At 66.3% G+C, this 24774-nt stretch carries 20 protein-coding genes; 9 read left to right on the top strand and 11 right to left on the bottom strand.

Going from position 1 to position 24774, the window contains the following annotated elements; all coding sequences use genetic code 11:
* Nucleotides 1–330: 330 nt before the first annotated feature.
* The gene (locus tag HL653_RS19560) at nt 331–1956 is read right to left on the bottom strand and encodes a M28 family metallopeptidase (protein ID WP_253718155.1); all 1626 of its coding nucleotides are present in this window, start codon (nt 1954–1956) and stop codon (nt 331–333) included.
* A gap of 161 nt (nt 1957–2117) precedes the next feature.
* Between HL653_RS19560 and HL653_RS19565 the strand changes: the two genes are divergently transcribed.
* The gene (locus HL653_RS19565; protein ID WP_171745992.1) at nt 2118–5018 is read left to right on the top strand and encodes a pitrilysin family protein; all 2901 of its coding nucleotides are present in this window, start codon (nt 2118–2120) and stop codon (nt 5016–5018) included.
* Nucleotides 5015–5314, top strand: a complete 300-nt coding sequence (locus HL653_RS19570) for a hypothetical protein (protein ID WP_171745993.1) — start codon at nt 5015–5017, stop codon at nt 5312–5314. Before HL653_RS19565 ends, HL653_RS19570 begins: the two co-directional genes overlap by 4 nt.
* Before the next feature lie 59 nt (nt 5315–5373).
* Here the strand turns inward: HL653_RS19570 and HL653_RS19575 are convergent, their stop codons facing one another.
* On the bottom strand, nt 5374–6465 hold the full coding sequence (locus HL653_RS19575; RefSeq protein WP_171745994.1) for a mannose-1-phosphate guanylyltransferase/mannose-6-phosphate isomerase: 1092 nt from the start codon (nt 6463–6465) through the stop codon (nt 5374–5376).
* 199 nt (nt 6466–6664) lie between these two features.
* On the opposite strand from HL653_RS19575, the gene HL653_RS19580 reads away from it, so the two are divergent.
* On the top strand, nt 6665–7342 hold the full coding sequence (locus HL653_RS19580; protein ID WP_171745995.1) for a PEPxxWA-CTERM sorting domain-containing protein: 678 nt from the start codon (nt 6665–6667) through the stop codon (nt 7340–7342).
* A gap of 417 nt (nt 7343–7759) precedes the next feature.
* Here the strand turns inward: HL653_RS19580 and HL653_RS19585 are convergent, their stop codons facing one another.
* The 3 genes from HL653_RS19585 to leuA all read right to left on the bottom strand — a co-directional run bounded on the left by HL653_RS19585 (nt 7760) and on the right by leuA (nt 11360).
* A complete protein-coding gene (locus HL653_RS19585; RefSeq protein WP_171745996.1) occupies nt 7760–8341 on the bottom strand; it encodes a TIGR02281 family clan AA aspartic protease in 582 nt (193 codons plus the stop codon).
* Between the two features lie 48 nt (nt 8342–8389).
* Nucleotides 8390–9400, bottom strand: a complete 1011-nt coding sequence (locus HL653_RS19590) for a hypothetical protein (RefSeq protein WP_171745997.1) — start codon at nt 9398–9400, stop codon at nt 8390–8392.
* A 289-nt stretch (nt 9401–9689) separates the two neighbouring features.
* Nucleotides 9690–11360, bottom strand: a complete 1671-nt coding sequence (gene leuA, locus HL653_RS19595; RefSeq protein ID WP_171745998.1) for a 2-isopropylmalate synthase — start codon at nt 11358–11360, stop codon at nt 9690–9692.
* A gap of 393 nt (nt 11361–11753) precedes the next feature.
* Here leuA and HL653_RS19600 point away from each other — a divergent pair, with 393 nt between their 5' ends.
* Nucleotides 11754–12452 carry a cyclic nucleotide-binding domain-containing protein gene (locus HL653_RS19600; protein WP_171745999.1) on the top strand — a complete coding sequence of 233 codons (699 nt, stop codon included), beginning with the start codon at nt 11754–11756 and terminating at the stop codon, nt 12450–12452.
* A gap of 10 nt (nt 12453–12462) precedes the next feature.
* Here HL653_RS19600 and HL653_RS19605 read toward each other — a convergent pair whose 3' ends face one another.
* From HL653_RS19605 to HL653_RS19615, 3 genes are all read right to left on the bottom strand, one after another.
* Complete coding sequence (locus HL653_RS19605) at nt 12463–12843, bottom strand: endonuclease domain-containing protein (protein WP_171746000.1); 381 nt, start codon at nt 12841–12843, stop codon at nt 12463–12465.
* A gap of 121 nt (nt 12844–12964) precedes the next feature.
* The gene (locus HL653_RS19610) at nt 12965–13561 is read right to left on the bottom strand and encodes a DUF4893 domain-containing protein (protein WP_253718157.1); all 597 of its coding nucleotides are present in this window, start codon (nt 13559–13561) and stop codon (nt 12965–12967) included.
* Nucleotides 13562–13732: 171 nt separating this feature from the next.
* A complete protein-coding gene (locus tag HL653_RS19615; RefSeq protein WP_216599902.1) occupies nt 13733–14329 on the bottom strand; it encodes an isoprenylcysteine carboxylmethyltransferase family protein in 597 nt (198 codons plus the stop codon).
* Between the two features lie 141 nt (nt 14330–14470).
* On the opposite strand from HL653_RS19615, the gene ychF reads away from it, so the two are divergent.
* The 3 genes from ychF to HL653_RS19630 all read left to right on the top strand — a co-directional run bounded on the left by ychF (nt 14471) and on the right by HL653_RS19630 (nt 17459).
* Nucleotides 14471–15568 carry a redox-regulated ATPase YchF gene (ychF, locus tag HL653_RS19620; RefSeq protein ID WP_171746002.1) on the top strand — a complete coding sequence of 366 codons (1098 nt, stop codon included), beginning with the start codon at nt 14471–14473 and terminating at the stop codon, nt 15566–15568.
* 132 nt (nt 15569–15700) lie between these two features.
* Complete coding sequence (locus HL653_RS19625; RefSeq protein WP_171746003.1) at nt 15701–16147, top strand: MaoC family dehydratase; 447 nt, start codon at nt 15701–15703, stop codon at nt 16145–16147.
* Between the two features lie 46 nt (nt 16148–16193).
* Entirely contained in the window at nt 16194–17459 is a 1266-nt protein-coding gene (locus HL653_RS19630) for an ectonucleotide pyrophosphatase/phosphodiesterase (RefSeq protein ID WP_171746004.1), read from the top strand.
* Between the two features lie 166 nt (nt 17460–17625).
* Here HL653_RS19630 and HL653_RS19635 read toward each other — a convergent pair whose 3' ends face one another.
* From HL653_RS19635 to HL653_RS19645, 3 genes are all read right to left on the bottom strand, one after another.
* Nucleotides 17626–19206 (bottom strand): peptide chain release factor 3, encoded by a 1581-nt coding sequence (locus HL653_RS19635; RefSeq protein ID WP_171746005.1) that lies wholly within the window; start codon nt 19204–19206, stop codon nt 17626–17628.
* 233 nt (nt 19207–19439) lie between these two features.
* Complete coding sequence (locus HL653_RS19640; protein WP_253717120.1) at nt 19440–20090, bottom strand: hypothetical protein; 651 nt, start codon at nt 20088–20090, stop codon at nt 19440–19442.
* Nucleotides 20091–20258: 168 nt separating this feature from the next.
* Nucleotides 20259–21494, bottom strand: a complete 1236-nt coding sequence (locus tag HL653_RS19645; protein WP_171746006.1) for a hypothetical protein — start codon at nt 21492–21494, stop codon at nt 20259–20261.
* Nucleotides 21495–21711: 217 nt separating this feature from the next.
* Between HL653_RS19645 and HL653_RS19650 the strand changes: the two genes are divergently transcribed.
* Both HL653_RS19650 and acs read left to right on the top strand, forming a co-directional pair.
* Nucleotides 21712–22692: a bile acid:sodium symporter family protein gene (locus HL653_RS19650; protein WP_171746007.1), complete on the top strand. Its 981-nt coding sequence runs from the start codon at nt 21712–21714 to the stop codon at nt 22690–22692.
* A gap of 83 nt (nt 22693–22775) precedes the next feature.
* Complete coding sequence (gene acs / locus HL653_RS19655; RefSeq protein WP_171746008.1) at nt 22776–24713, top strand: acetate--CoA ligase; 1938 nt, start codon at nt 22776–22778, stop codon at nt 24711–24713.
* Nucleotides 24714–24774: the final 61 nt, after the last annotated feature.

A 24774-nucleotide genomic window follows, 5' to 3' on the forward strand; every position in this document is an offset into this window, starting at 1 on the left:
ACCGTCGAGCCAGGCCGATCCGTCAGGTCATGGAGGCTGAAACGAGTTCAGCATGACAGTCTGGAATATAGCCGGCACATTCTTTCAGGCTGCCAAATGTCGATCCCTCCTGGCGCGGAGCGACATTCACCGCTTTCCGCACTCCTCACCGTCACCCCGGCCTTGAGCCGGGGTCCCGCTGCCCTCTGCGCCCGGTCCGGCGAGCGAAGAAGCGGGATCCCGGCTCAAAGCCGGGATGACGATATGAAGCGACGTCACGCTCGTTCTTTCGAACGTCCTGACGTCCATCCACCGTGGGTCACGTCCGGACACGAACGCGCATCATGTTTGTTACTTGGCGGCAGGCGCCTTCGCCGCCTTCGGCGCATAGAGATCGCCGAAGAAGTCGCCCTTGTACCACAAGGGCGCCAGATCGCCGTCCGCCATCGCCTCGGTGATGCGATAATTGGCCTCGGCGAAGCGCGCACCCGAAGCCCAGTCGATCGGCTGGTTCATGTCGTCGCCCGGATGGTGATAGGCGCCACCGAGGAACTTGCCCCACTGCGCCTCGCCGCCATTGGCGAAGCCGGTCGCCAGGAACACCGCCGGCACGCCCTGCTGCACGAACCGATAATGATCGGAGCGGACGAAGATCGTCTCCTCCGGCATCGGATCGGGCGAGAGCTTGAGCCCCATCGGCGCCACCGCTTTCGCGGTAATCGGGCCGAGCGTGGAGTGATCCGATCCGAACGCGATCACGTCGGTAAACTTGTACAGCAGCAGCGGCATGTCGATGTCGACATTGCCCACGATATGCGCGGGCGGCACGGTCGGGTTGCGCGCATAATATTCGGCGCCCAGCAGCCCCTTCTCCTCGCCGGTCGAGGCGAGGAAGATCACCGAACGGCGCGGCTTTTCGGGTGCTTCCACCATCGCGCGCGCCACCTCCAGCATCGTCGCGATGCCGGCGGCATTGTCGAGCGCGCCATTGTTGATCCGGTCCGTGGCGGGCGTGTCGCCCGGTTTCTCCGGCGCGATGCCGATATGGTCGAGATGCGCCGAGAGGACGACATAATCCTCCTTCAGCTTCGGATCGGTGCCCGGCAGCATCGCCACCACATTGGGGCTGCTGATCTTCGTGACGACCGCGTCCTGCGTCAGCTTCGCGCTGGTCTTGAGCGCGAAGCCCTTGGGCCGCGCCCCATCGACCGACGCTTCCTGCAGCACCGTCGCCAGCGGCTTCGCGCCGCCCGCGAACAGCGCCTCGGCCGCCGCCCCGTTGGCGAAGGCCGAAAGCTTGATCCCCGGCGCCTCGCGATAGGGCACGCCGTCCTTGCCGATCCACGTCACGGTCACGCCGTCCGCGAAATGCAGGCGCTGGCTGAACGGGCGCCGCTTGGCCGAGGCGAGCGTGTCGATCGCGATGATGCCGACCGCGCCATGCTTCTCGGCCGCCGATCCCTTTTCGTCGGAGGCATAGGCCGCGATCTCGCTCGGCATGCCCTTGGGGAAGCCCGTCAGCATCACCACGATCTTTCCGCGCACGTCGAGCCCGCGATAATCGTCGATGCCGAGCTTCGGCACGTCGAGCCCATAGCCCACGAACACCAGCCCGCCCGAAACCTCGCCCTTCGGCATCGCCGGATTGAGGTTGACGATCACGTCGTCCAGATGCTCCCACGTCCGTGCACCTTTCGCGCCGGTCACGGTCAGCGTGCCCTTGGTCGTCCCGTGCGCGGCCTGCGCGAAACCGATCCGCTGATACCAGCCGCCCGCATCGCCCGCCGGCTTCAGACCCAGCGCCTCGAAGCGGCTGGCGACATAGCGCGCGGCGATCTCATGACCGCGGCTGCCGATGTCGCGCCCTTCCAGCAGATCGTCGGCGAGGAACGCCACGTGCGCGCGGAACGCCTCGGGCGTGAAGGTCGGCTCCGCCGCGCCTGCCGCAGCCACCGCCGTCGCGCATGCCATCCCCATCAGCGCGGCGACGCCCGCACCCCATTTCAAACCCTTGCGCTGCATCATGATCCTTTCGTTTGCGCGCAGATTGGAGCGGGGTGCGCCGATGGGCAAGCGCTTGCGGCCCCTGTCCGCACCGCTTACGACCGGACCTTTCCCGCCCGGCAGAAGGCCTTCTGATGAAATCCGTTCTCGCTCTCGCGCTTTCCGCCACGATGCTGGCCCCTCTCGCCGCAGCCACTGCCGCAGCTCCCGCCGCTCCCGTTTCGGATCTCGTCGCGCAGGTGAAGATTCCCTATGAGGAATTCACGCTCAAGAATGGCTTGCGGGTGATCGTTCACACGGATCGCAAGGTTCCGTTGGTGGCGGTGAGCGTCTGGTATCACATCGGATCGCGGGACGAGCCGAAGGGCAAGACGGGCTTCGCGCATCTCTACGAACATCTGATGTTCTACGGATCGGAGAATGCATCGGGCTCCACGCTGGAGCGGCTGGAATCCCTCGGCGCCACCGACTGGAACGGCACCACCTGGTTCGATCGCACCAATTATTTCGAGACTGTTCCGAAGGGCGCGCTCGATCGTACCCTGTTCCTGGAATCCGATCGCATGGGCCATCTGCTCGGCGTCGTGAATCAGGAGCGGCTGGATGCCCAGCGCGGCGTGGTCCAGAACGAGAAGCGCATGGGTGAGAATGAGCCCGGCGGCCTCGTCCAATATGCCGAGCTGGACGCGCTCTTTCCCGAGGGGCACCCCTATCGCCACTCGACGATCGGCTCGATGGCCGATCTGAACGGCGCCAGCCTCAATGACGTGAAGGGCTGGTTCCGCGACAATTACGGCCCGAACAATGCCGTGCTGGTGCTGGCGGGCGACATCGATCTGGCCGAAGCGAAGGCCAAGGTCGAGAAATGGTTCGGCGCCATTCCGCGCGGCCCCGAGGTCAGGCATCCCGCCGTGTCCGTGCCCACCCTGCCCGCGCCGGTCGACAAGGTGATGTACGATCATGTCGCCACCGCCTCCGTCTCGCGCGAGTGGGTGACGCCCGGCATCGACGATCCCGAAAGCACGCAGATCCAGCTCGCGTCGTACATTCTCGGCGGCCTCGGCAGCTCGCGCCTGCAGAACATCCTCGTCCGGCAGGAAAAGCTCGCCGTCAGCGTCTCGGCCGGCGTCCAGCAGTTCGAGAAGGTCGGCATGCTGGAGGTGAACGCGAAGGTCCGCCCCGGCGTCGATCCGGCGCTGGTCGCCAGGCGCATGGACGAGATCCTCGCCGATTATCTGAAGACCGGCCCCAGCGCCGACGAAGTCCAGCGCGCCGCCACCAGCATCGTGGCGGGGCAGGTGCGCGGGCTGGAGCAGGTCGGCGGCTTCGGCGGCAAGGCCGTCACGCTGGCCGAGGGCGCGGTCTATTCGAACGATCCCGCCCATTATCAGAAGGAGTTGCGCGAGATTGCCGAGGCCACGCCTCAGGGTCTCACCGCCGTCGCGCGCAAGTGGATGGGTCGCCCGGCGCTGCGTCTGATGGTCCTGCCCGGCGAGCGCAGCGCCGCCGATCAGGCGCTGGCCGGCAATGCCCGCCACCCGGCCTATTTCCGCGCTCCGGAGCAAGGCGGCGCGCCCGCTCCGGCCACCCCGTCACCCAAGTCGTCACCCGCTCCGGTGACGGCGCCACCCGCCGCGCCGAAGATCGCCGAACCCCCGCTCGCCCCGATCGGCGCGCTGGCCTTCCCGAAGATCGAGCGCGCCACGCTCTCGAACGGCATCCCCGTCACCTTCGCCCGCCGCGCCGGCCTCCCCCTCGTCCAGCTCGCGCTCCAGTTCGACGCGGGCAATGCGGCGGACGACAAGGCCAAGCTCGGGACGCAGGCCCTGCTCCGCTCGCTCCTGAAGGAGGGTACGAAGGCACGCGATTCCAATGCGATAGCGGAGGAGCAGGAGCGTCTCGGCGCCGCGATCGGCGTCAGCAGCGTGATGGATGCCACGCGCATCTCGCTCTCCGCGCTCAAGCCCAATCTCGGCGCCTCGCTCGACCTGTTCGCCGATATCGTGCTGAACCCGGCGCTCGCCCCGGCCGAGATCGAGCGCCAGCGCGCCCGCCTGCTCGCCGCGATCGCAACCGAGAAGACCCAGCCGCAGGGCATCGCGATGCGCACTCTCCCGCCCATCCTGTTCGGCAAGGATCATCCCTACGGCGTGCCGTTCAGCGGATCGGGGGACGAGTCCGGCGTCACCTCCGCCACCCGCGCCGATCTCGTTGCCTTCCGCGACACGTGGCTCCGCCCCGACAATGCGAAGATCTTCGCGGTCGGCGACACCACTTTGGCCGAGCTGATGCCGCAGTTGGAGGCCCGCTTCGGCGGCTGGAAGGCACCCGCCACGCCGAAGGGCGTCAAGGATTTCGCCGCCCCCGTCCCCGCCGCCCGCCCGCGCATCGTGCTGGTCGACAAGCCGCAGAGCCCGCAGTCGATGATCATGGCCGGGCTCGTCACGCCGCTGAAGGGCACGGATGATATCGACACGATCGACGTCGCCAATGACGTGCTGGGCGGCAGCACCGCCTCGCGCCTCACCAACGATCTGCGCGAAACCAGGCACTGGGCTTATTATGCCGGCTCGCAGCTGTCCGCGCTGAAGCAGGCGATGCCGCTGCTGCTGATCGCGCCCGTGCAGGCGGACAAGACCGGCGAGGCGATCGCCGCCGCGCGTGGGGACGTTACGGCCTATCTCGGCGCGCAGGGCACCACGCCCGCCGAACTCGCCCGCTCGATCAGCAGCTTCACCCTGTCGCTGCCCGGCCAGTTCGAGACGAGCGGGGCCCTGCTCGGCGCGCTGATGCGGATGGACATGCTCAAGCGCCCCGATGATTATTATGTCGGCCTGCCCGCCAAATATCGCGCGATGACGACCGCCTCGGTCGACAAGAGCGCGCGCGATGCGATCGATCCCGCGAAGCTCGTCTGGGTCATCGTCGGCGACGCCAAGGTCGTCCGCCCGCAATTGCAGGGACTGGGCCTTCCCATCGAGGACGCCCCGGCCGATCCTGCCTCCACCTCCAAGACTATGGGAGCCGCAAAGTGAGTGACGTCGATGGCCGCTGGGAATGCACCGTCGCAGCCCCGATGGGCGAGCAGACCTTCATCCTGACCGTCGAGTCCTCGGGCGGCTCGTTCACCGGCCGCGCCGAGGGCAGCATCGGCGGCATGGATGTGGAAGGCGACGTCACCGGCAACGTGATCGCCTGGCCGATGCGCGTGCCCAAGCCGATGCCGATCACGCTCAACTGCGAAGCCACGATCACGGGCGACAGCCTGGAGGGCAAGGTCAGCGCCGGCTTCTTCGGCAGCTTCCCGATCACCGGCACGCGGGTCGGCTGAGGACGCCGCGCCGGGAGAAGGCTCGGCCGGCTAAGGCAGCCGGCCGGGCCCTTCCTGGATCAGCTCCCCAGGATCGCCTTCGCGGCGGTGAAGCGGTCGAGCGTGATATGGCCGTCGCGCTTCAGGGCCTCGACGGCGCGCTTCACGTCCTGGCTCGATCCGCGCGGAAGGATCAACACCGCATCGCCGGTCGCGATCACGATCAGATCCTTGATGCCGACCGCCGCCACCAGCGGGCCGTCCGTCCGCAGCAGACACCCCGTCGTGTCGATCGCGATCACCTCGCCCTGCTGGGCGTTGTTCTTGGTGTCGCGCGGGGCGATGGCGTGGAGCGCATCCCAGCTGCCGAGATCGGACCAGCCCATGTCGACCGGCACGACCGCGACGCGGTCGACCTTTTCCATCACGGCATAATCGACCGATTCGCTGGGTGAAGTGCCGAAGGCCTTGGCATCCGGATAGATGCGTCCGCCCTCGCGGCGCGCCTTTTCCATGCCTTCGGTCGCGGCCGCGAGCATGGCCGGCTCCAGGTGCCCGAGCGCGTCCAGATAGGCGCCCGCGGTGAACAGGAAGATGCCGCCATTCCAGCTATAGTCGCCGGACGCGACGTAGGATCGTGCCGTTTCGATGTCCGGTTTCTCGACGAAGCGCTCGACCTTGTTGACGCCGGGCGCGAGTTCCTCGCCGCGACGGATATAGCCATAGCCCGTCTCGGGCGCGTCCGGCGAAATGCCGAACGTGGCGAACCAGCCCTGCGCGCAGAGCGGCGCGGCCGAAGCGATCGCAGCCATGAACGAATCGACCTTGTCGATCACATGATCGCTCGGCATCACGAGCAACTGCGCATCGCGATCCGCAGCCAGCGCCGCCAGCGCTATGGCCGGCGCGGTGTTGCGCGCCGCAGGTTCCAGCACGATCGTCGCGTCGTCAATCCCTATATCGCCAAGCTGGCGGGCGATCTCATCGGCATGGGCCGTGTTGGCGACGATGATCGGGCTCGCGAAGCCGGGGCGGTTCATGGTCCGCCGCGCGGTGAGCTGCAGCATGGTTTCGGCGCCCGTCAACGACAGCAATTGCTTGGGGCGCTCGGCGCGCGACATGGGCCACAGCCGCGTCCCCGACCCGCCCGAGAGGATGACGGGTATGATCATGTGGAGATTCTCCTGGAAAATGACGCGAACCGCGCAAACTGGATGTGTTCGTAACAACGTTAATGCCGTCACCTCGTTGCACAAGGGCCGGTGACGATCGCGCGACAAACGACGGACTTTCCGTGTTTACAAATTTTGAGTATGGAGGTGCTAGTCTTCTCCTATAGTTGGTGATGGCTGCGTACAGAGGGGCTTGGTAATGGCTGACACGATTCCGATGGTGCGACGCGAGCAGCGCCGCCATCTTCTGATGAACGGCTGGCTGATCGCCGGCTTCATCGTCGTCGGCACGGCCGTGACCAACGAACGCGGCATCTTCCGCCCGGTCGGCATGGATGGCCTGTCGGCCACCGCGCGCGCCTTCATCGCCGTCGCCTCGCCTGCGGGTCTGCCGGGCCTGGCACCGCGCCTGCGCGACGTGCGCTCCGTCTCCTCGCTCGATCCGTTCGAAGTCACCGCGCCGTCGCGCGACGTCCGCCGCCGCCTGATCGACGCGATCGACTGGGTGCCCGGCGAGGGCGATCAGCCGGCGCAGGAGCCGCTGAGCTTCGGCCCCGGCGCACCGATCACCGTCGCCGATGCGTCGGACAGCGGCAACCCGTCATCGCCCGGCCAGCAGGCCGCGTTCGCGACGCCGCCCGAGTCGCTGGGCGTCACCACGCCGACCGTTCCGGCACAGGTGACTCCGGCCGATCCCGTCACGCCGAATGATCCGATCACGGGTGCCGTGCCGGAGCCCGCGACCTGGGCGATGCTGATCCTGGGCTTCGGAGTCGTGGGCAGCATCCTGCGCGCGGTGGAGCGCCGTCGCCGCCAGAACCTGACGCCGGTGATGCGCCGCCGTCGTGGCCAGCGCCCCGGCGGCCTCGCCGCCTGATACGCGCCCGCCGCGTCTCGCGGCGGTGCTTTCCATGAGTCGTGAAAGCCGTGCGCGGCGATTATTGCTGCGCGCGCCTTCATCGTCAGGCCTGCCGTCTCGCCCGAAGGCATCGGCATTTGGTCATGTCGAACGAGGTCGGCCCCATCCCATCCGTCATGCTGAACTCGTTTCAGCATCCATCGCCAGTCCGATCCGGGGCGACGATCGTGATGGTGTCGCAGAGCCTGCCGACATCACGGGCGGAGGAGTGAGAACGGCCGGTCATCCGCGCGTGCACTCACGCATCTAAGCGCCTCGAAAGAGGATCAGAAGGGGCGATCCTTATCCCCTGTCCCTGCTTTCGCAGGACCGCCCCAGTCACGAGCGGAAACAGGCCGGCGCGACTGAACCGCCATGCCCCGGATCGGATGCCGCTCAGTCGAGCGAGGCGGTGTGATCGAATTCGAGGCGGTCGCCGTCGATATGGATGCCGCCCAGCTTCGACAGCAAATTCTGGCCCAGCAGGGAAACACCGGGGCCGCCGCGCACGACGGCAGCGGTCACGCCGCGCACGTCATGTCCCGCCAGCTGGATGTGGCCGATCTTGGTCCACGCCATCGGGCGATTGCCGCCCGCGGTCGCCATCCTGGCGTTGAAGCCGCCCGTGGCGGGCATGGCGCCCACCGCGCGGGCATCCGCGTCGCTCAGCACCACCACGGTGGCGCCGGTATCGACGAGGAAGCGCACCGGTTGCCCGTTCACCTTCGCATGGACGTAGAAGAGGCCGTCGCTGGCGCGGGCAATATGATGGCTGCCCGCTGCCTCGGGCTCGATGACCAGCGCCTCATTCGCGTCATTCGTCGCGGTGGCCTGAACGGCCACGGCGGAATGGGTGCGCGCCTGCGCGCGCTCCGCCAGATCCGGCGTATGCGGGAAGACCGACGGCGGCTCGCTGGCATAGTAACCAGTCGCGAAAGCCACCGCGACCAGCGGCAGGGTAAGCACTTGGTACATCATGCGATGCTTATGCTGCACCGCACTCCAATATTCCGTTTCCCGATAAGGTTAACGCGAAAGAGAGGAGTTTTCCGCCGATTCTTCCCACTCGGACGAATGGTAATAATCGAGGTCGTCGCGCAGCTTGCGCACATGGCGCCACTGGCCGAGCCCCGTCGCGGCAAACAGCAGTCCACCGAGCAGAAACTGGGCGGCGATGATGTAATAGGGCCAGCGGATCGTCGCCGCCGAGGCATAGAGCACATAATAATGCTCGGCCGGGTGATAGCCGAGATAGCGGTAAAGCCGCACCAGCGCGCCCGGCAGATCGGCGTGAACGAGGATGCCGGTGCGGTGGCTGATCGTGTCGCCGGCCGCGATATCCGGCCGCTCGACCGGTAGGAACTCGACGAAATACTGAACGCGGCCGTCGCTGCCCTTGGGCGGAATGATCGGCGCGAACAGGGCCGTGCGGTTGAAGAACAGTATGCCGCGATTGAACGAGGCGATGCGCCCGTAGCGAACCGAGCCCTCCATCCGCGCCGTTCCTTCCTGCGGCACCGGACCGCCGACGACCGACGGCGTGAACGTCTTCGGTTGCTCGCGGCCGGTGGGCAGCGTGAAGGTCCACAGCAGGGCGACGAGCGCGGCCACGCCCAGCGCGGCGCCGAAGCCGAGCAGGAAGTGCATGTAATCCTGCGCCGAGAACAGAGCGAGCTGCGCCTCGCGCTCCCACGCATCGTCATCCAGCTCGTCATCGGGGACGGCGTGATCCCGCGCATATTCGGCGGCTTCCTCGTCGGTGACGCGGCGGCGGCGCAGGATCAGCAGCGCGGGCCACGCCAACGCCATCGTGAGCAGGCAGAAATTGAAGGTCGGCAGATCCTGGCCGAGGCGATCGAACTGCCATTCGGCGAGGATCGCGAACAGGCCACGATAGGTGGCGGCTTCCCAGGCGAAATACAGGACGACGACGAGCACCCACAGCCACAGCACCGTGAGCCGCGGCGACACCCGGCGGCGCCTTGCGGGAACGGGCGCGCGCGTGGAGGCGGCCGGGAAGTTGGCGATCGAAGTCACTCGGCGGGCTCGTTACGGAGGCGAATCGGGATCGGGCGCCGGGCAGCGTCTACGCGGGTCTTAACCATGATCGTCTCCCCCCGCGCAATATATTCGACAGTCCGCATGCCTGCCTCTGAAGGGCCTCGTCACCACGCGCCGAGGTCTTCTAGGTCATCCTTTCCCTACTTGTTGTAAGAAATGGTTACCCTGCCGACTACCTGAACGCACCCAAAATCGCTGCACCGGAACGAACCGATGCAGCGATTGTTGCGTTATTCAGACCTATTTTCGCGGCAATGCGCAGTTCTCAGGCGCGCGCCGACGCCGCCGCACCCAGCAAAGCCCGCACCGACGCCGTCGCGACGTCCGCATCGATTCCCACGCCGAAGATCGTTTTTCCATCCGGCGTCCGCACCTCGACATAGGCGGCCGCCTGCACATGGCCGCCGACTCCGATCGCATGCTCCGAATAATCGACGATATCGAGATCGAGGGCGAAGCCGTCCTTCAGCGCCGCCAGCACGCTCGAAAGAAGCCCGTTGCCGCGCCCGCTGATCGATTTCTCCTCGTCGCCATGCCGCACGCGGCCGACGAAGATGCGATCCTTGCCCGCATGCTGCTCCTCATAGGAAACCAGCTCATAGGGCTGAGGCCCGACCAGACGATAATGCGACTCGAACGCGCCCCAGATGTCGGCGGCATTCAGCTCGCGGCTCGTCTCGTCGGCCAGTGCCTGTGCCACGCGGCTGAAATCGGCCTGCAGGCGCTTGGGCAGTTTCAGCCCCTTGTCCTGCTCGATCACCCAGGCGATGCCGCCCTTGCCGGACTGAGAGTTGACGCGGATCACCGCCTCGTAGCTGCGGCCCAGATCCGCCGGGTCGATCGGCAGATAGGGGACATTCCACAAGCCGTCATTGCGCTTCTCCTGCGCGGCGAAGCCCTTCTTGATCGCGTCCTGATGGCTGCCGGAAAAGGCCGTGAACACCAGATCGCCCGCATAGGGCGTGCGCGGATGCACCGGGATATTCGTGCAATAGTTCACGGTGTTCACGATCTCGTCGATGTCCGACAGATCGAGGCCGGGGTTCACCCCTTGCGTGTACATGTTGAGCGCGACCGTCACGAGATCGCAATTCCCGGTGCGCTCGCCATTGCCCAGCAGGCAGCCTTCGACACGGTCCGCGCCCGCCATCAGGCCCAGCTCCGCCGCCGCGACGCCCGTGCCGCGATCATTGTGCGTGTGGAGCGAGATCACCACGCTGTCGCGGTTCGGCACGTTGCGGCAGAACCATTCGATCTGGTCGGCGTAGATGTTGGGCGTCGCCGCCTCAACCGTCGCCGGCAGATTGAGGATTAGCGGACGCTCGGGCGTCGGGCGCAGCACGTCCATCACGGCCGCGCACACCTCCACGCTGAAATCCAGCTCGGCGGTGGAGAAGGTCTCCGGGCTATATTCGAAATGCCAGTCGGTGTTCGGCTGCTTGGCCGCCTCGTCGCGCAGGATCTTCGCGCCCTCGATCGCGATGTCGCGGATCTGGTCGCGCGACATGTCGAACACGATCTGCCGCCATGCGGGCGATACGGCATTGTAGAGATGCACGATCGCGGTGCGCGCGCCCTGCAGACTCTCGAAGCTGCGCTCGATCAGATCGCGGCGCGACTGGGTGAGCACCTGGATCGTCACGTCGTCCGGAATCGCGTCCTTGCGGATCAGGCCGGAGATGAAATCGAATTCGGTGGCGCCGGCGGCGGGAAAGCCGACCTCGATCTCCTTCAGGCCGACCTTGCAGAGCAGTTCGAAGAAGCGGGTCTTCTTCTCCTCGTTCATCGGATCGATCAGCGCCTGATTGCCGTCGCGCATGTCGGTGGAAAGCCAGCGCGGGGCCTGCGTGATCGTGCGCGACGGCCACTGGCGGTTCGGCAGGTCGATCTGCGGAAAGGGGCGGTATTTGGTCGAAGGGTCGCTCAGGAAAGGCATATCGGTCTCGACGTCACAAAGGTCATGATGGCGCGGACGATGTCGTCCGGCCTGGCGATGATCCCCTTAGGCGGTCGAGGCAGCCGGCATGGCCGCGAACGATCGACGCGCCTAAGGGCGCGTAAGTCGAAGCGAAAGAAGGGCGCGGGCAGCCATCATCCTGAGGCGGGCGCATAAAGCGCCGCGCGGCGTGCGTCCAGCCATTTGATCGGACGCGCTTCAGAGCCGCCCCGGGGATTTTGGACCGACTTTGGCCACTTTTGGCTGATTGGTCGCCCGGCGGGCTGTGTTCGTCGCGCGCGTGCTGCGCGAACGCGCCGTAATCCCGAAGCTTCGACTCGCTAGAAAGCGCAGGTCGCGCTATTGTGCGGTGCAAGGCGAAGGGTGGCGTGCATGACGTTCACGATGGCAAATCTTCTGGCCGGATCCGCGCTGCTGCTGGCGCTCGCGTCGATCCCCCGCAACACGCTCTGGCTGCGGGTCGCGCTCGCCGCCTGTGCCGCCGCCGGGTTGGTCTACGTGATCCTGCACGGGCGCGGTTTCCTGCCGGCTTTGGTCTGCGGCGCGCTGATGACGATCAGCCTGATCCAGACCCTGTTCTCGATCAGTTGGGCCAGCAAGATCCGCCTGTCCGCCGAGGAAGTGGCGATGGCGGAGCATTGCTTCCCCTCCATCCCCCGCCCCACCATCCGCCACCTGCTGGATCAGGGGCTGTGGGTGTCCGGCAAGGCGGGCGAATTCCTGCTGCACGAAGGCGCGCCCGCCACGCACCTGTTCTACCTCAGCGAGGGAGAGGTTGCGGTGTCGTCGGCGGGCCGCGAACTGGCGACCAGCGGACCGGGTCATTTCTTCGGCGAAATCACCGTGCTGAGCGGCGGCCCCGCGACGGCGAGCGTGACGCTCAAGAAGCCGTCGCGCTTCTGGTGCGCGACGGCGGACTCGCTCCATTCCTTCCTGTCGCTCTACCCCGATTACCGCGCGATCCTCGAAGCCTCCTTCGCGGGAGACCTGCGCGACAAGCTGCGTCTCGCCAACCAGCGGATGGTGAAGATGGAAGCCGCCGCCCACGCGGCGACCCAGACGGCGGCGTGAGATAAGTGGCTCAACTCCCCTCCCTGGAAGGGAGGGGTTGGGGGTGGGTGGAAGCTCGCGAGACGGCCAGAAGGATCGCATCGACCACGCCCTCCAGATGGTTTCGTACATCGTTGTTCCAGAAGCGCAAAACCGTCCATCCGTGACGTTGCAAGTGAGCTGTGCGGGCAGCATCCTCTTCAACACGGTCGGCGTGCTGCCCGCCATCCAGTTCGATCACGATTCTTGCGGTTCGACAGGCAAAATCGACGATGTATCGATCGATCGCCAATTGGCGGGTGAAGCGGGGTCTGTTCTCTCGCAGGACCGACCATAACAGCCGCTCCTCGAACGTCCCCTCGCGCCGCAAGCGTCGCGCGCGATCTTTCGTTTCGGGCGGTATGCGCTGCACCGGCTCATTCTATCAGCGTCATCGCGAGCTTCCACCCACCCCCAGCCCCTCCCTTCCAGGGAGGGGAGACGGGCGTCCGCAACTGGGGCGAAAGCCGCCGCCGAAGCGCGGACGCTACCGCCTACATCCCGCCCGCAGGCGGCATCACGCTCCCACCCGCCTTGGGCACAAGTTCGACGATGTCCGCCTGCGATTCCCAGCGGGGCTGCGGCAGGATCAGGCGCCATTTCTGGGGGCCGATCCGCTCGATCAGGCCGACCATGTTGCGATCGGCGTCGCGGCCATAATCCAGCGCACGGGGCTCGTCGGCCAGCGCCATCGATCCGAGGAAGACCATCCGGGTCGCATCGAAGGGCCAGAAATGGCCGTCGGGTCGCTGCGGTCCGTCCAGCTTGCGCAGCCGGTCTGCCGCGATCCGGCAAGTGCCGGCGGGATAGGCCATATAGGCTTGGCCGGTCGCGCCCTTCCGCCCCAGCTTGATCATGCGGCATGCATAATCGCCATCGGGAATGGCCGCGTTCTCCAGCCCCGCATCGGGATCGAGCAGCGAACCTTCCCGCGCGACCTCCGCCGCATCGCCTTCGGCCCGCGCCTGGTCCAGCCCCAATATCCAAGCATCCCGCCAGTTGCGGAGACGGCTGCGATCCGGAAGCGTGATGATCGTGCGCCACGCATCCGGGGCCGGCGCGCGCTTGGCAGCAGCGGCACCGCCCGACATCGCCACCAACGGGACCGATGCAACAATCGAGAGAACAAGTCCGGCCCGCACAACCAGCAGCCTAGACGCTCCATGCGTCTTTACAATGGCTTTGCGCTGAGAAGGTGCTCGACGATGCGCCGATCGGCGCATGGCGGCACCGGCCCGCTCCCCCGCATTTCGCAAAAACGCTCAGTTTCTTGCGGGCGGGGCGAAGGGCACGATCATCGGCACGCGGCGGCGATAGGCGGCATAGGCGCCCTGCCCCAGCTCCTCGGCGAGGAAACGCTCCTCCAGCCGCGCCTTGAGCGTATAGCCCAGGATCATCAGCGCGAAGCCCGCCAGCGCGATCGGCGTACCCTTGGCGATCGCGATCGCCGCAGACCCCATCAGCAGGGCCGTGTAGATGGGATGGCGCACCAGCGCATAGGGCCCGCTGTCGATGATGCGATGCCCCTCCTTGCGCGTGACGGCCGCCGACCACAGCCGCCCGAGCGTGATCCGTGCCGAGACGGCGAGAGCGAGTCCCCCCAGCGCCAGCACCGCCAGCAGCCAGCCCAGCGACGGCGGCACCTGCCAGAGCGGCGGCAGGAACGGAGTCCAGCGCATCCCATGCGGCGTGGGCCGATAGACGCCGTCCACGAACATGCAGGCGAAGGCGACGATGTTGATCAGCCGATAGGGTGCCTGCCGTCCTGCTGGCGCCGCCACTTTCGTCCGGTTCGCCCACAGGCCGAGCGCGACCCAGATCACGCCCCATGCCGCCCAGACCCCAAGGATCGCAAACACCCACATATCCGCCTCCGCAGCGCCTGCGTGTATTATAAACATAATACGCACTGCAAGCGAGAGCGCGATCCGGTTGCGCTCCCCCGCCCCCACCGGCTAGGAGCGCCGCCTCTCTTATCCTCTCAGACGAAGGCTTTCCCGATGGGATTCCGCTGCGGCATCGTCGGCCTGCCCAATGTCGGCAAGTCGACGCTCTTCAATGCCCTGACCGAGACGGCCGCCGCGCAGGCCGCCAATTATCCGTTCTGCACGATCGAGCCCAATGTGGGCCAGGTCGCCGTGCCCGATCCGCGCCTCGACGAGATCGCGAAGATCGCGGGCTCCGCCAAGATCATCGAGACGCAGCTGGGCTTCGTCGACATTGCCGGCCTCGTCCGCGGCGCCAGCAAGGGCGAGGGCCTGGGCAACCAGTTCCTCGGCAACATCCGCGAATGCGATGCGATCATCCATGTGCTGCGCTGCTTCGAGGGTGAGGTCACGCACGTCGAAGGCAAGGTCGATCCGATCGCGGACGCCGAGACGGTCGAGACCGAGCTGATGCTCTCCGATCTGGAAAGCCTCGAGAAGCGCGTGCCCGCCGCCCAGAAGAAGGCCGCGCAGGGCGACAAGGAATCGAAGGTCGCGGCCTCCGTGCTCGGCCAGGCGCTGGATCTGCTGCGCGAGGGCAAGCCCGCCCGCCTCACCCAGCCCAAGGACGAGGACGAGAAGCGCGTCTTCGCCCAGGCGCAGCTGCTGACCGGCAAGCCCGTCCTCTACGTGTGCAACGTGGACGAGGGCTCGGCCGTCGACGGCAACGATCTGTCCGCCAAGGTCTTCGCCAAGGCGGCGGCCGAGGGCGCCGGTGCCGTGATCGTCTCCGCCGCGATCGAGGCCGAGATCGTCACGCTCGACCCCGCCGACCGCGCTGAATTCCTGTCCGATCTCGGCCTGAAGGAAACCGGCCTCGCCCGCGTGATCCGCGCCGGCTATGATCTGCTCCACCTGCAGACCTTCTTCACGGCAGGCCCCAAGGAAGCGCGCGCCTGGACGATCCCGATGGGCGCCAAGGCCCCGCAGGCGGCGGGCGCGATCCACTCCGATTTCGAGCGCGGCTTCATCCGCGCCGAGACGATCGCCTTCGCCGATTTCGTCGCCTTCAAGGGCGAGACCGGCGCGCGCGAGGCGGGCAAGCTGCGCTCGGAAGGCAAGGACTATGTCGTCCACGACGGCGACGTGCTGCTGTTCCGCTTCAACGTGTAAAGCCCTTACACCGCCCATACCCCACCCCGTTTGCTTCGAGCGGAGATCGAGCCTGTCGAGATCGCAGTCGAGAAGGTAGAGTTCTCGACAAGCTCGAACCAAACGGACGTGGGCAGGAGAGGATTAAAGGCCATGTGGTTCGAGGATATCGCGGCAGGCCAGATCGATCGCTTCGGCGACTATCCCGTCACGCGCGAGGAGGTGCTGGATTTCGCCACGCGCTTCGATCCCCAGCCCTTCCATATCGATGACGAGGCCGCTGCCAAAAGCCCGCTGTTCGGGCGGCTGGCGGCGAGCGGCTGGCACACCGCCTCGATCGGGATGCGGATGACGGTCGATCATATGGAATCGGTGGGCCTCAGGACGCTGGGCGCGGCGGGCGTGGAGGATCTGCGCTTCCTCGCCCCCGTCTATCCCGGCGATACGCTCCACGCAGAGGCCGAGGTGCTGGAGACGCGCACGTCCGCTTCGCGCCCCGGCGTCGGCATCGTGCGATCGCGCACCACGATCTTCAATCAGGACGACAAGCCCGTGCTGAGCCACGTCGCCACCATCTTCATCCCCCGCCGTCCAGCTTGAGAAGCTGCAACTAGCAAGCGTCATGAAAGCCGGGCATCGCGCATCTATGCCCTATTTTTCGCGATTCGCCGCCCTCGCCCTGCTGGGTAGCCTCACCGCCTGCGCCACCACCCCGACCCCGCCCGTTGCCGTCGCCAGCGCGACCCCGGTCGAGCAGCGCGCGCCAGTGACGATCCTGATCTCGATCGACGGCTTCCGGGCGGATTATCTGGATCGCGGCGTCACCCCCGCTTTGTCCGCGCTGGCGGCGGGCGGGCTCCATGCGGCGATGCGTCCCTCTTATCCCTCCAAGACCTTCCCCAATCACTGGACGCTCGTAACCGGCCTCGTCCCCGATCATCACGGCATCGTCTCCAACAGCATGGAGGATGCCGCGCGGCCGGGCGAGAAGTTCACGATGGCGACCGACGATCCCTTCTGGTGGAACGGCGCCGCGCCGATCTGGGTGGAGGCCGAAAAAGCGGGCGTCCGCAGTGCGACGATGTTCTGGCCCGGCAGCAATGTCGCGAATGGCGGCGTGAAGAAGAAGGACGTGTTCGACTATATCGACGGCGGCACTCGCCCCGACGACTGGCAGCAATTCAACATCGCCATCCCTTCGCACCAGCGCGTCGAAACCCTGCTGGACTGGATGCGCCGCCCTGCGGACGTGCGGCCCACATTCGTGACCGCCTATTTCGATACGATCGACACTGCCGGCCACAAATATGGCCCGGACTCGGCCGAGGTGAACACGGCGCTGGGCGAGCTGGATGCCGAGATCGGTCGCCTCGTCGCGGGGCTGAAGGCGATCGGCCAGCCGGTGAATTTCGTGATCGTCGCCGATCACGGCATGGCCGGGATCGACAATGCGCGCACCGTACCGCTGGCGAGCCTCGCCACCCCGGCCGACGCGCGCAAATTCGAGGATGGCCCCTTCGCCAGCTTCTATCCGATCGCCGGCCACGAGAAGAAGCTGGAGGCCATGCTGCTCAAGCCGCACGATCATGTGCAATGCTGGCGGAAGGGCGAAATCCCCGCGCGCCTGCGCTACGGCACGAACCCGCGCATTCCGCCCTATTTCTGCATGACCGAACTGGGCTGGATGGTCGCGGACAAGCCCTTCGAGGAGAAGGGCACGCACGGCTACGACAATCAGGCGCCCGAAATGGCGGCTTTGTTCATCGCCAACGGCCCCGCCTTCCCCAAGGCGGAGACGCTGGCTCCGTTCGACAATGTGGATGTGGCGCCGCTGCTGCGCGACCTGCTGGGCCTGCCGGCGAAGGCCGGCGATGGCGACGATGCGCCGTTCAAGGGGCTGGTGAAGCCCTGATCGGGCGGCCCACTTCTTCCGTTTGGTTCGAGCTTGTCGAGAACCCGGCTAGGCTTCGAGCGAAGTCGAGAAGCCGGGATGCGGAGTACGGGCTCTCGGCTTCGCTCGGTCCTCGGGAGTTCTCGACAAGCTCGAACCAAACGGAAGGGTTGAGTCCCCTTCCCGCTTACCGCCGGTCCTTCGTCGCGGCGAAGCGGATGTCGGGATTGCGCTGCTGGACGTAGCTCAATTCCCACGAATCCTTCGCCATGAACACCGGCGCGCCATCGCGATCCTCGGCCATGGCGGAGCGGTGATCGCCGATGAAGGCGTCGATCAGCTTTTGGTCGCCCGTCACCCAGCGCGCCGTATCCCAGGGCGAGGGCTCGAAGCCCGCATCCACCTTATATTCGGCCTGCAGACGCGAGATCAGCACCTCCAGCTGGAGCTGCCCCACCACGCCCACGATCCACTGCGACCCGATCGAGGGGTGGAAGACCTGCATGATCCCCTCCTCCGCCATGTCGTTCAGCGCGTTGCGGAGTTGCTTGGTCTTGGTGGGATCGGCCAGACGCACGCGGCGCAGGATTTCCGGCGCGAAGTTCGGCAGGCCAGTGAAGCGCAGCTCCTCGCCCTCGGTCAGCGTATCGCCCACGCGCAGCGTGCCGTGGTTCGGGATGCCGATGATGTCGCCGGGGAAGGCCTCGTCCGCCAGTTCGCGGTCGCGCGCCATGAACAGCAGAGGCGAATGGACCGCGATCGTCTTGCCCGTGCCGATCTGGGCGAGCTTCATGCCGCGCCGGAAACGCCCCGCGCACAGCCGCATGAAGGCGATGCGGTCGCGGTGCTGCGGGTTCATGTTCGCCTGCACCTTGAAGATGAAGCCGGACACGGCCGTTTCCTCGGGCTTCACTTCGCGCGGCTCGGCCGGCTGCGCGCGCGGCGGCGGGGCATGCTCGGCCAGCGCGTCGATCAGCTGCTCGACCCCGAAATCCTTGAGCGCCGATCCGAAATAGACGGGCGTCAGGTCGCCCGCGCGATAGGCGGTCTGGTCGAACGCCGCATAGCCACCTCTGGCCAGCTCCGCCTCGTCGCGCAGCCGCGTCAGCGCCTGCTCCGACAGCACATTTTCCAGCTTGGCATCGTCCAGCCCGGAAAGCTGCTCCTGCCGCCCCTCATAAGCGCCCGTCGCATCCTCGGCGGGCAGATAGATCTTGTCGCGGGCGAGATCGTAAATGCCCTCGAATTCGCCGCCCATGCCGGCCGGCCACATCATCGGGCACACGTCCAGCGCCAGCGCGTCGGCGATCTCGTCGAGCAGGGCGAAGCCGTCGCGGCCCTCGCGATCCACCTTGTTGACGAAGGTGATGATCGGCACGTTCCGGAGGCGGCACACCTCGAACAATTTGCGCGTCTGCGCCTCGATGCCGCGCGCCGCGTCGATCACCATCACGGCGGAATCCACCGCCGTCAGCGTGCGATACGTATCCTCCGAGAAATCCTCGTGGCCCGGCGTATCGAGCAGGTTGAAGGTGATGCCGTCACGTTCGAACGTCATCACGCTGGAGGTGACCGAGATGCCGCGCTGCTGCTCGATCTTCATCCAGTCCGAGCGGGCACGCCGCGCCTGACCGCGCGCGCGCACTTCGCCCGCCGCGTGGATCGCGCCGCCGAACAGCAGCAGCTTTTCGGTCAGCGTGGTCTTGCCCGCGTCCGGGTGGGAGATGATCGCGAACGTGCGCCGAGGGGGAATGTTCTGGGAAGCCATGATCGGGCCGCCGCTTAAAGCGTCCACGAGAGAAGGGGAAGCGTCGTGCGCGGGTAGAGACGCGCCGTACTCCTGCGAACGCGGGATCCCAGGGTTGCAGGCGCCGCGCTTGAAGCTCTGGGCTCCTGCGTTGGCAGGAGCACGGATCGCTGCCGATGCGAAGCGGGGCGCCACCCGTTGCCGGATGACGCCCCGCCTGCGGACGAACTGGGATCAGTTCGTATCGCGGTGATTTAGTTCTGGGTCGTGACCTTGGTGGTCGTCGTCTCGGCCACGCGCGTCGCCGGACGCGCGGTGGTCTTGTGGACCACGACGCGCTTGGCCGTGCGGGTCGACGAGGGGACCGCCTTGCTGGTGGTCGTGGTCACCTCGGTCGTCGTGGGCTGCGGGGCCTGCGCGACGATCACCGGCGGAGCCGCGCGCGCGGCCGCGGCATCGGCGGAGGCGGCGGCCGCCGCCTGCTGGGCCGCATCGGCGCGGGCATTGGCGTCGGCCGCGCTGGCCTGCGCGGTGGCGACATCCGCGTTCGCGTTCATCGCCATCGCGTGCTGCGCCTGCTGGGCGTGGGCGACGGCGCGATCGGAAAGCTCCGAGGCGCGGATCGCGAGGCTGATCGCCTCCTCCTTGTGTCCGGCCGAACGCGCCTCGCGCGCCTGCGCCAGCGTCGCCGTGGCGGTCGCCTGCGCGTCGCCGGCCTGCGCGGCGGGCAGCTTGGCGGCGATGTCCAGCTTGCCCTGCGCGGCTGCGATCGCCTGATCGGCACGATCGCCCTTGCCTTCCGCATGCGCGGCGGTGGCGAGCACGATGAACGCGCCAGGTGCCGCCGCCAGCGCAACCAGGCCGGCGACCGTCCCGTCACGCAGGATACGGTTGATGCGGTTCATGACTTGTACTCCATACTACTCAACAAACTGGACGGCAGAACGGCGAGCAGCGAGCGAAGGTTCCCCGCAACGGGGGAACAACAGGCCAAGACGACCGCATCATATAGATCCATCATTTTGTAATATTGTCTTATTCTCCTCACTTCACCTCTGCTCGGCGGCCGGAAATCATTTCGGCGGTGACTCCGGTGCGGCGGAGGTCGGAGCCGTCGGCACGGTTTTGCCGGGCACTGGCCCCGGAAAGCTGAACTCGCCGAACTTTTCGGTCTGGGGCGCCACCAACGAGGCTTTCTCGCCGCCCGTGAAATTATATCGATCGACGAGATCCAGTTCCTTGCCCGCCGTTTTCGGAACGGCGGCAACTCCTCCTTTCTTGACCGCAGCGGCTGGCTTCGGCGGCACGACGGCGGCTGCGGCTGCAGGCTCATTCGGAAAGGCATCCGCATGGGCTTTGAAATCGGCGCTGCCGGCATAAAGGCGCGCGAGTTCACTTCCGACCTTGTCTTTGATCGGGCCCGGATCGAACTGTTTCGCGTCGTCGTAGAACATCTCCTGTATCGCCGTGGGAAGAAGCGCCAGCGCCTGGCCGCAGGGTCCTCCCGCAGCGCAAGGCGCGGTGCCCTTGGTGACAATCCAGTACAGCGCCACGAGTTGGGCATCGTCGAGCGCAGGCACGGCTCCGAGCAGGCCAGAGATGGCGGCTCCCAGCGTAGTCGCCTCGGGCCGCGCGGGATCGGTGACTGTGCCTTTCGCATTCGACAGCGCTTCTTTCGCCGCCCGTGTGATGCCCGAATATGTGCAGAGTTCGGCATATCTTTGGACGTTTGCGTGCGCCTCCCCCGGCGTCCGAATGCTGGAAGGAGGAAAAGCCGCGCGATACCGATTGAGCGCACCGATGATCAGCGTCTTGGTCTCGTCCGGGTAGGGCGTGATCAGGGCCCGCCTGTCGAACGAGGTCACGGCTGTTCCGAGAAATCCGAAGCCAGCCGCGACGATTCCGATGGCCATGGACGATGCCTTGGCCAATCCGAGAACGGCCCCGGCGGTCGCCCCACCAGCACCGACCATGTCGCTTCCGAAACCCGTTTTGTGCTGAAGACGGATCAGCGTATCGAAATAGGTGTTACACTGGCGGAATACATAGCTGTAGCCAGCATCGGTATAATCCGCGGGCGTAATCGGATCCACCGATGCCGGATTTCCGATGCTCAGCTCGTTGCGAACCGCCTTTCGAATGGTCTCATCGGTCACTGCGGCAGTGGCTTTATCGCGCTTGAAAGACTCCACATCGTTGATCGATGACGGTTTCGGACCGAAGGATATCTTGTTTTCGCCATCCTTGAGCGATTCACATCCGGAAAGGGCGGCTGACAGAAGAACGATGATTGCGATTGGCTTCCCCACGGCAAATCCCCCCAAGCAAATATTTCGGAGGGCGACGTTAACACTCGGAACACCAACCTGATTCTGTTTCGTGTTCGAAATGGTTTCAGTTGACGTGTCGTCCCGTTTTGGTGCGCCGTTCCCATGAGAGAAACGGTCCGTTTCAGGTCAAATGGGCCCTATATTCTCGTTATATGATTGCTTCCCAAGCCGCCCCGGCCCTGCCAAACCCCTTCCGATGCTTCGCAAGATCATTCCCGATCCGTTCCTGATCGTCCTGATCAGCACCGTCCTCCTCGCCAGCTTTCTGCCGGCGCGCGGCACCTTCGCGGTCGCGGTCAACTGGCTGTCGACGATCACCGTGGTGCTGCTGTTCTTCTTCCACGGCGCGAAGCTGGCGCGCGAGCAGGTGGTGGCCGGGCTCACCAACTGGCGGCTGCATCTCGCCATCCTCGGCACCACCTTCGTGATGTTCCCGATCGTCGGTTTGATCGCGATGCACGCGCTGTCGGGCCTTATCCCCGCCACGCTCGCCACCGGCCTGCTGTTCCTCGCGTGCCTGCCCTCCACCGTGCAGTCCGCCATCGCCTTCGTCGGCATGGCGCACGGCAATGTCGGCGCCGCCGTCGCCTCGGCCTCCGGATCGCAGATGCTGGGCGTCGTCCTCACGCCGATCCTGATGGGGCTGCTGGCGGGCACGCATGGCGGATCCGGCGGGCTCGAAGGCATTGGCGAGGTGGCCGTGCAGATCCTCGTGCCGTTCGTGATCGGCCATTTGATGCGCCCGTGGCTCAAGGGCTGGATCGGCCGCAACAAGCAACTGGTGAACCTCACCGATCGCTCGACGATCGTGATCGCGGTCTACAGCGCTTTCTCGGCCGCAGTGCTGGGCGGCATCTGGCACCAGATCGAGCCCGGCGCGCTCGCCATCCTGTTCGCGGTGAATGCCGTGCTGCTGGCGATCGGCCTCGCCTTCAGCTGGAGCCTGGGCGGGCTGTGCGGGTTCAGCCGCGAGGATCGCATCGCTTTGCTGTTCTGCGGCACCAAGAAGAGTCTGGTGCAGGGCGTCCCGATGGCGCGCGTGCTGTTCCCCGGTGCGCAGGCGGGCGTCATCGTGCTGCCCGTGATGATCTTCCACCAGATGCAGCTGATGGCCTGCGCCTTCATCGCGCGCGGCTTCGCCAATCGATACGACACGGCTCAGCGCAATCGCGATTGAGCCGCGCGCGCTTTCAGGCCAGCCTGCAGGACGCGAGCCACTTCCCAAACGCCGGCTGTGACTGGCGAAGAGACGGAGAGACGATGAGCGACGAGGTCTATGCGGTTCCGGATGAGTGGGCCGATCGCGCGCGGGTGAATGCGGCGCGCTATGCGGACATGTATCGCGCCTCGATCGAAACGCCGGATGCCTTCTGGCTGGATGAGGCGAAGCGGCTCGACTGGCTGACCTTTCCGACCAAGGCGGACGAAAGCAGCTTCGCCAAGGCGGATTTCGGCATAAAGTGGTTTGCGGACGGGCATCTGAACGTCTCGGCCAACTGCCTCGATCGTCACCTCGCCAGCCACGGCGCCGCCACCGCGATCATCTGGGAGCCGGACGATCCCGCCGAGGCGCCACGCGCGATCACCTATCTGGAATTGTACGAGCAGGTCTGCCGGCTCGCCAATGTGCTGAAGGCGCAGGGCGTGAAGAAGGGCGATCGCGTCACCGTCTATATGCCGATGATCCCGGAGGCGGCGGTGGCCCTGCTCGCCTGCGCGCGGATCGGCGCGATCCATTCGGTCGTGTTCGGCGGCTTCTCGCCCGAGGCGCTGGCGGGGCGGATCGAGGATTGCGGCTCCACCGTCGTCATCACCGCCGACGAGGGGCGTCGCGGTGGCAAGCCCGTGCCGCTCAAGGCCAATGTCGATGCGGCCATCAAGCATGCGCCGATCGTGGAGACGGTGATCGTCGTCGCCGCCACCGGCGCGAAGGTGCCGATGCACGAGGGCCGCGATCTGGATTATGCGACCGAAATGGCCAAGGCCTCGGTCGATTGCCCGCCCGTGCCGATGGGTGCCGAGGATCCGCTGTTCATCCTCTACACCAGCGGATCGACCGGCAAGCCCAAGGGCGTGATGCACACGTCGGGCGGCTATCTGCTGTGGGCGAGCCTCACGCACGAGACGGTGTTCGATTATCGCCCCGGCCAGATCTACTGGTGCGCGGCCGATATCGGCTGGGTCACGGGCCACAGCTATATCGTTTATGGCCCGCTGGCCAATGGCGGCACGACCCTGATGTACGAAGGCGTGCCCAACTGGCCCGACGCCAGCCGCATCTGGCAGGTGGTGGATCGCCACAAGGTGGAGATCCTCTACACCGCGCCGACGGCGCTGCGCGCGCTGATGAAGGATGGCGACAGCTTCGTCGCAAAGACGAGCCGCGCCTCGCTGAAACTGCTCGGCACGGTCGGCGAGCCGATCAATCCCGAGGCGTGGCGCTGGTATCATGAGGTGGTGGGCGAAGGCCGCTGCCCGATCGTCGACACCTGGTGGCAGACCGAGACGGGCGGCCACATGATCACGCCCTTGCCCGGCGCCACCGCGCTGAAGCCCGGCTCCGCCACGCATCCCTTCTTCGGCGTGGAGCCGAAGCTGCTGGATGCCGAGGGCAAGGAATTGGCCGGCGTGGCCGAGGGCAATCTGGTGCTCACGCGCAGCTGGCCCGGCCTGATGCGCGACGTGTGGGGCGATCCCGAGCGCTTCTTCCAGACCTATTTCTCGGCCTATCCGAACGTCTACACCACGGGCGACGGCGCGCGCCGCGATGCGGACGGCTATTGGTGGATCACGGGCCGCGTGGACGACGTGATCAACGTCTCCGGCCACCGCATGGGCACGGCCGAGGTGGAAAGCGCGCTCGTCCTCCACGCCAAGGTGGCGGAGGCGGCGGTGGTCGGCTTCCCGCACGACATCAAGGGCCAGGGCATCTACGCTTACGTGACGCTCAACGGCGGCGAGGAACCGTCCGAGGATCTCCGCAAGGAATTGCGCGCCTGGGTGCGCGAGGAGATCGGCCCGATCGCGACGCCGGACGCGATCCAGTTCGCCCCCGGCCTGCCCAAGACGCGCTCGGGCAAGATCATGCGCCGCATCCTGCGCAAGGTGGCCGAAGGCGACACGTCGAGCCTGGGCGACACCAGCACGCTCGCGGACCCGGGCGTGGTGGACGATCTGATCGCCAACCGGGTCAGCTAACCACCCTTCTCGTCATTGCGAACGCAGCGAAGCAATCCAGTCCCGCACCCGAGGAACTGGA

It is taken from the genome of Sphingomonas sp. AP4-R1, from assembly GCF_013113735.1.
Taxonomy (GTDB): Bacteria; Pseudomonadota; Alphaproteobacteria; order Sphingomonadales; family Sphingomonadaceae; genus Sphingomonas_I.